At 38.7% G+C, this 6,208-nt stretch carries 7 protein-coding genes and 1 pseudogene; 1 reads left to right on the top strand and 7 read right to left on the bottom strand.

Features of this window, described 5'->3' with window-relative positions:
• The first annotated feature begins 9 nt into the window (after positions 1–9).
• Positions 10–201 carry a transposase gene (locus tag ARSQ2_RS07180; RefSeq protein WP_420837749.1) on the top strand — a complete coding sequence of 64 codons (192 nt, stop codon included), beginning with the start codon at positions 10–12 and terminating at the stop codon, positions 199–201.
• Positions 202–463: 262 nt separating this feature from the next.
• Here ARSQ2_RS07180 and recO read toward each other — a convergent pair.
• The 7 genes and pseudogenes from recO to ARSQ2_RS07145 all read right to left on the bottom strand — a co-directional run.
• A pseudogene (gene recO, locus ARSQ2_RS07175) lies at positions 464–736 on the bottom strand (DNA repair protein RecO); the annotation flags it as partial.
• An 11-nt stretch (positions 737–747) separates the two neighbouring features.
• Positions 748–1,656 (bottom strand): GTPase Era, encoded by a 909-nt coding sequence (era, locus tag ARSQ2_RS07170; protein ID WP_181994870.1) that lies wholly within the window; start codon positions 1,654–1,656, stop codon positions 748–750.
• Positions 1,653–2,357: a ribonuclease III gene (rnc, locus tag ARSQ2_RS07165; RefSeq protein WP_181994869.1), complete on the bottom strand. Its 705-nt coding sequence runs from the start codon at positions 2,355–2,357 to the stop codon at positions 1,653–1,655. The genes era and rnc overlap by 4 nt, the downstream gene beginning before the upstream one ends.
• 199 nt (positions 2,358–2,556) lie before the next feature.
• Complete coding sequence (gene lepB, locus ARSQ2_RS07160) at positions 2,557–3,525, bottom strand: signal peptidase I (RefSeq protein WP_181994868.1); 969 nt, start codon at positions 3,523–3,525, stop codon at positions 2,557–2,559.
• An 18-nt stretch (positions 3,526–3,543) separates the two neighbouring features.
• On the bottom strand, positions 3,544–5,340 hold the full coding sequence (gene lepA / locus ARSQ2_RS07155) for a translation elongation factor 4 (protein ID WP_181994873.1): 1,797 nt from the start codon (positions 5,338–5,340) through the stop codon (positions 3,544–3,546).
• 248 nt (positions 5,341–5,588) lie between these two features.
• Entirely contained in the window at positions 5,589–6,047 is a 459-nt protein-coding gene (gene rseC / locus ARSQ2_RS07150) for a SoxR-reducing system protein RseC (RefSeq protein ID WP_181994867.1), read from the bottom strand.
• Positions 6,040–6,198, bottom strand: a complete 159-nt coding sequence (locus ARSQ2_RS07145; protein WP_181994866.1) for a hypothetical protein — start codon at positions 6,196–6,198, stop codon at positions 6,040–6,042. The genes rseC and ARSQ2_RS07145 overlap by 8 nt, the downstream gene beginning before the upstream one ends.
• Positions 6,199–6,208: the final 10 nt, after the last annotated feature.

The raw sequence follows: 6,208 nt of genomic DNA, 5'->3' as shown, positions 1-6,208 counted from the left end.
AATGTTTTTATTGATGAAAGTGGTTTTTCACACGATACCCCGCGGACTCACGGCTATTCCCCGAAAAGTCAACGGTGTGTTGGTCTCAAGAACTGGGGAGCTAAAGGAAGAACAAATGTTATCGGCGCTTTATTGGGCACAACGCTGTTTGCTATCGGATTATTTGATATCAATATTAACAGCGATGTTTTCTATGCATAGGTCACCCAAGTCCTTATCCCAGCACTTCCTAAAAAAAGTGTAATCATGATCGATAATGCAACTTTTCACAAGAAACAGAGTAATTCAACAAGTCATCATCGATGCGAAGCATATGGTGAAATATTTGCCTACCTATTTGCCAGATCTTAATCCAATTGAACATAAATGAGCACAAGCTAAATGCAAAAAGAGAGCGCTCGGATGCGACACAGATATTTTGTTCGCACTCAATATGGTGTAATCAAAATTAAGTCGCTTAGCTATATAGACCGGTATACAGTAGGGTACCGGTAAATGGTAGCGCTAGAGAAATAGGTTCTGCGCTACGCAACGTTTTCATTTCTTCCTTGCCTCCCCAACGGATCAGGAATGGCGTAAAAGATTGTAAGCAGCCTTTTAAATTAGCTCGACGGCTATGAGCACCTTTGGCTAATAGTTGAATACGGCCCTCATTTTCGGTGAAAAAATCTAACAGTAAACTCGTTTCACTATAAGGGCGAGTATGAAGTACAAATGCACGTTGCCAACCGTCCACGGAAACCCGCCTTAATGAAGATCGTCCATATAACCTAAACTACGCAGTGCACGTTCATCATCAGCCCATCCGGTTTTAACTTTCACCCAAAGTTCAAGATGAACCTTAGTAGCAAAAAGTTTTTCCATATCCATCCGAGCTTCAATGCCAATTTTCTTAATTTTGCTACCTTTATTGCCAATAACCATTTTTTTCTGGCCATCTCTTTCAACCAAAATGAGGCCATGAATGTTATAGCCACCGCGTTCATTTAGCACAAATTGCTCAATTTCAACTGTGACCGAATAAGGGAGCTCATCGCCAAGAAAACGCATTAATTTCTCACGAATAATTTCACCGGCCATAAAACGTTGTGAGCGATCAGTGATATAGTCCGCTGGAAAATGATGTGCTGCTTCTGGCATATGTTGGCGGACAATTTTAGTAATAATATCAATACCAGTACTTTTTTTTGCACTAATTGGCACAATATCCAGAAAATTTATTTGCTTGCTAAGAAATTCAATATGGGGCAGCAAACGGGTTTTATCCACCACATTATCAATTTTATTGATCACTAATAATACCGGACAAGGCAAATGACGCAGCTTATTTATTACCATCTCATCATCGTTTGTCCAATGTGTGCCTTCAACAACAAAAATAATCAGTTCCACATCACCAATTGAGCTACTTGCTGCCCGATTCATTAAACGATTTATTGCGCGCTTTTCTTCTACATGCAATCCTGGAGTATCGACATAAATTGTTTGATAATTAGCTTCTGTCTCAATGCCGATGATGCGATGACGGGTTGTCTGTGGTTTACGTGAAGTAATAGAAATCTTTTGCCCAAGTAATTGGTTCAATAATGTTGATTTACCCACATTTGGGCGTCCTACAATAGCTACAAATCCACAATAGGTTTTCTGTTTGCTCATTCAAGCTCCAATATTTTTAATGCCTGTTCAGCTGCGGCTTGTTCAGCCTTACGACGAGTTGAACCCACTCCTTCAACCGGTTCATTTATACCACTAACCTGACAATGAATAGTAAATTCCTGATGGTGTGCTTCACCGCAAACTTCAACTACCAAATAACTTGGTAAAGGTAAATGGCGTCCCTGTAAATACTCTTGTAAACGTGTTTTAGGATCTTTTTGTTTATCGCCGGGGCTAATTTCTATTAATCGAGTGTCATACCAAGCTAAAACAATTTGTTCAGTCGTTTGAATATCACTATCTAAAAAAATACTGCCAATTAACGCTTCGATAGTATCTGCTAATATTGATTCTCGACGAAAACCACCGCTTTTTAATTCACCTGGCCCTAAACGCAAACATTCTCCCAAATCAAACTCTCGTGCAAGCTCAGCCAGTCTATTACCCCTGACCAATGTTGCTCGCATACGACTCATCTCGCCTTCATCAACCTTAGGAAAACGATGATAAAGATCATTGGCAATTACAAAACTAAGAATTGAATCGCCTAAAAACTCCAATCTCTCATTGTGACTACTACTGGCACTACAATGAGTTAACGCTTGCTTTAATAATTCAATTTGTTTAAAAGTATAGCCAAGCTTACGCTGTAGCTGTTTAATTTCTTGTCGCTCTGACCACTTAATTAAAGAAGAATTCATGTGCTACCAATTATTTCATTATCAAATTACAAAAAGCATACGCAACAGATCTGAAAAATAAATTTTTACAAAAGTGTTGCGTTGGCAGGTTTCCTGATATCGTTCAAGAAACCATCATTTTTGATTATCGTGCTATATTCTATATCGATTACGATATAAATCAATTTAGCATTAATGATTAGTTTATCTCATTATTTTATTAGTTGATTGCACCAATACGACTTAAACGTACTCCAGTTGGCCATTCACCCTCATGCTTATCAAGGCTAAACCAGATAATAACTGCACGCCCAACTAAATTTTCTTCTGGCACAAAACCCCACATACGGCTATCTGCACTATTATCCCGATTATCTCCCATCATAAAATAGTGTTTAGGGGGAACAATCCATTCATTGTCTGGTAAACCAGGCTGTTGGTAACGTGACTGGGTATATACTTGTGGGATGACTAAGATTTCATGGCTAGTATCATCTAATTTTTCGATTCTTTCCGCTTGACGTAATGCGTTACTTGGTACTGGTTCGCCCAATGGAATTTTATAACTTCCTTTCTGACTTTCGACCATAGAGTGAATATTAAAAAATAAAGACCATTCACTCTCTTTTAATGAAGAATAGATAATTGGTAACGCTCGAAAACAGTTTGAAATTGAACAATTCGGATATATACGTAACTCTTTTTGTTCAGGATCATAAACAATTTTATCACCAGGTAGACCAATAACACGTTTAACAAAATCTACACTAGGATCCTTAGGATATTTAAATACCGCAATATCACCACGTTTAGGTTTTCCTGTTTCCAATAATGTCGTTTGGGTAACAGGATCTTTTAATCCATAAGCAAACTTTTCTACTAGTATAAAATCACCGACCAATAAGGTAGGCATCATTGAACCTGACGGGATTTGAAATGGCTCATAAATAAATGAACGTATCACTAATACAATCGCTAATATCGGAAAAATAGATGAAAAAGTATCAACCCATGATGGTTTATGAATACTTTCAGCTAAATGCGTCTGCTCTACGCTTCCCTCAGTAACTTTTTTCTGCTTCGCCATTTTTTTCTTACGACGAGGTGCTAATTTAAAACGATCAATACCCCAGATAATCCCTGTAATCAAGGTCGCCAGCGTCAAGATCAAAGAAAAAGTGTTAGCCATTATCACTCCTTACAACGGTTAGTTATCTTTACCTACGTGAAGAATAGCAAGGAACGCTTCCTGTGGTAGTTCAACATTACCAACCTGCTTCATACGTTTCTTACCTTCTTTCTGTTTCTGTAGTAATTTTTTCTTACGGCTAACATCACCACCATAACATTTAGCTAATACATTTTTACGTAATTGTTTCACCGTTGAACGCGCTATAATATGAGTACCAATTGCAGCCTGGATTGCAATATTAAACTGTTGGCGCGGGATCAGATCTTTCATTTTATCAACTAGCTCACGACCACGATATGGTGCATTTACACGATGGGTAATCAATGCTAAGGCATCCACTCGTTCACCATTAATTAACACATCTAAACGCACCATATCAGCCGCCTGGAAGCGGACAAAGCCATAATCCAATGAAGTATATCCTCGAGAAGTAGACTTCAAGCGATCAAAGAAATCTAACACCACCTCAGCCATAGGAATTTCATAAGTTAATGCGACCTGATTACCATGGTAAACCACATTAGTCTGAACACCGCGTTTTTCTACGCAGAGCGTAATAACATTACCAAGATATTCCTTAGGCGTTAGCATGTTACATGCTGCAATTGGTTCGCGTAATTCATTTATATTATTAAGTGCTGGTAATTTAGAGGGACTATCAACATAGATGACATCACCATTTGTTAACTCAACTTCATAAATAACTGTAGGCGCGGTTGTAATAAGATCCAAATCATATTCACGTTCCAAACGCTCCTGGATAATCTCCATATGAAGTAGGCCAAGGAAACCACAGCGAAATCCAAAACCTAATGCAGTTGAACTCTCTGGTTCATAAAATAACGAAGCATCATTCAAGCTTAATTTAGCTAAAGCGTCACGAAATGCTTCATAATCATCAGAGCTAACGGGGAATAAACCGGCGTAAACCTGCGGTTTTACTTTTTTAAAACCAGGCAACGCCTGTATTGCAGAATGACGAGCGCCAGTTAATGTATCGCCAACCGGTGCGCCGTGAACATCTTTTATGGCACAGACCAGCCAACCGACTTCACCACAATCTAGTTGTTGACGATCAATTCGTTTGGGTGTGAAAATTCCTAAGCTATCAACATTATAAAGTTGGCCAGAGCTCATCACTTTAATTTTATCACCTTTACAAAGCGTACCATTTTTAATCCGTACCAGCGAAACAACACCTAAATAATTATCAAACCACGAATCAATAATTAATGCCTGCAAAGGCGCTGCCGGATCACCTTCTGGTGGTGGGATCTCTTTAACCAGCCGCTCAATAACGTCTTGTACCCCTAATCCAGTTTTTGCTGAGCATCGAACAGCATTATGAGCATCGATGCCAACAATATCTTCAATTTCTTCAGCTACCCGATCAGGCTCTGCCGCAGGTAAATCGATTTTATTAAGTACAGGAACAACTTCTAAATCCATTTCAATTGCGGTATAGCAATTAGCAAGGGTTTGCGCTTCCACACCTTGCCCTGCATCAACAACCAGTAATGCCCCTTCACAAGCAGCTAATGAACGGGATACTTCATAAGAGAAGTCAACATGGCCAGGCGTATCAATAAAATTAAGCTGATAGGTTTCACCATCACTGGCTTTATAATTCAGGGTAACACTTTGCGCTTTTATTGTGATCCCTCGTTCCCGCTCCAAATCCATAGAATCTAATACCTGGGCTGCCATTTCACGATCAGAAAGGCCACCACAGATCTGGATAATACGATCCGACAGAGTCGATTTACCATGATCAATGTGAGCGATGATGGAAAAATTTCTTATATGTTTGATTTTCAAGGTTATATCTTCTTCTAAATGGCCTGATAACATCAGTTTTAGCGATAGCTTAGCCCCCTACAAAGCTAAAACTAATAAAAGCTATTATAACAATCTTGGGAATGCATTTTACATATAAGCGACAAACAACTCAAAGAATCATTGATAATGAAAAAGTCCTTTTTATGAATAAGGCGGTTATAGGCATAGATTAGTGACGATATGTAATTACTAATGATAGGCATTTAGGCTTACTATGTCATTCATACTTGCTGTTTTAATTCATTAGGCGGTAAACCTATTTGTAAAATGATCGGTTGATATAGCGTCTCTTTTTCCCAATAATGCGCAATTTTTTTTGCCAGAAAAAAGCCAACACTGCCACCAAAAACTGCACCTAAAAAGATAATAAATTGATTTAAAAAAAGAAATTGCATAACCCCACTGCCGATAAAAAGGCCAAGTAATGGGGTAAGGTAAACAAGCATTGCTGAACGTAATAAACTGGCTTCAGGGATCCCGACTTCAATTTTCTGACCAACTATCAGAGGCTGACTGACCTCAAGTTCTAATTGATACTGAGTTTTCGGTCCTATTTTATTGAGAATATAAGATCCGCAAGTTGCGCGAGCAGCACAACTACCACAACCGGAATTAGAACCATATCGCAACACAACTCGACCATTATGACAATACACAACCGTTGCCCACTCTTTAACCATTACTTGCCTCTTTAAAACTAACATTAGCTGCAATCTGGCTAGCGGTTAACAATGGTAATTGGCCAATATAGCTAAGCGACTTAATTTTGATTACACCATATTGAGTGCGAACAAAATATCTGTGTCGCATCCGAGCGCTCTTTTTTTGCATTTAGCTTGTG

This window comes from Arsenophonus endosymbiont of Bemisia tabaci Q2 (assembly GCF_902713415.1).
In the GTDB taxonomy this organism is placed as follows: domain Bacteria; phylum Pseudomonadota; class Gammaproteobacteria; order Enterobacterales; family Enterobacteriaceae; genus Arsenophonus.
The sequence above is the reverse complement of the archived record's forward strand: the minus strand, read 5'-3'. Positions and strand labels throughout refer to the sequence as shown.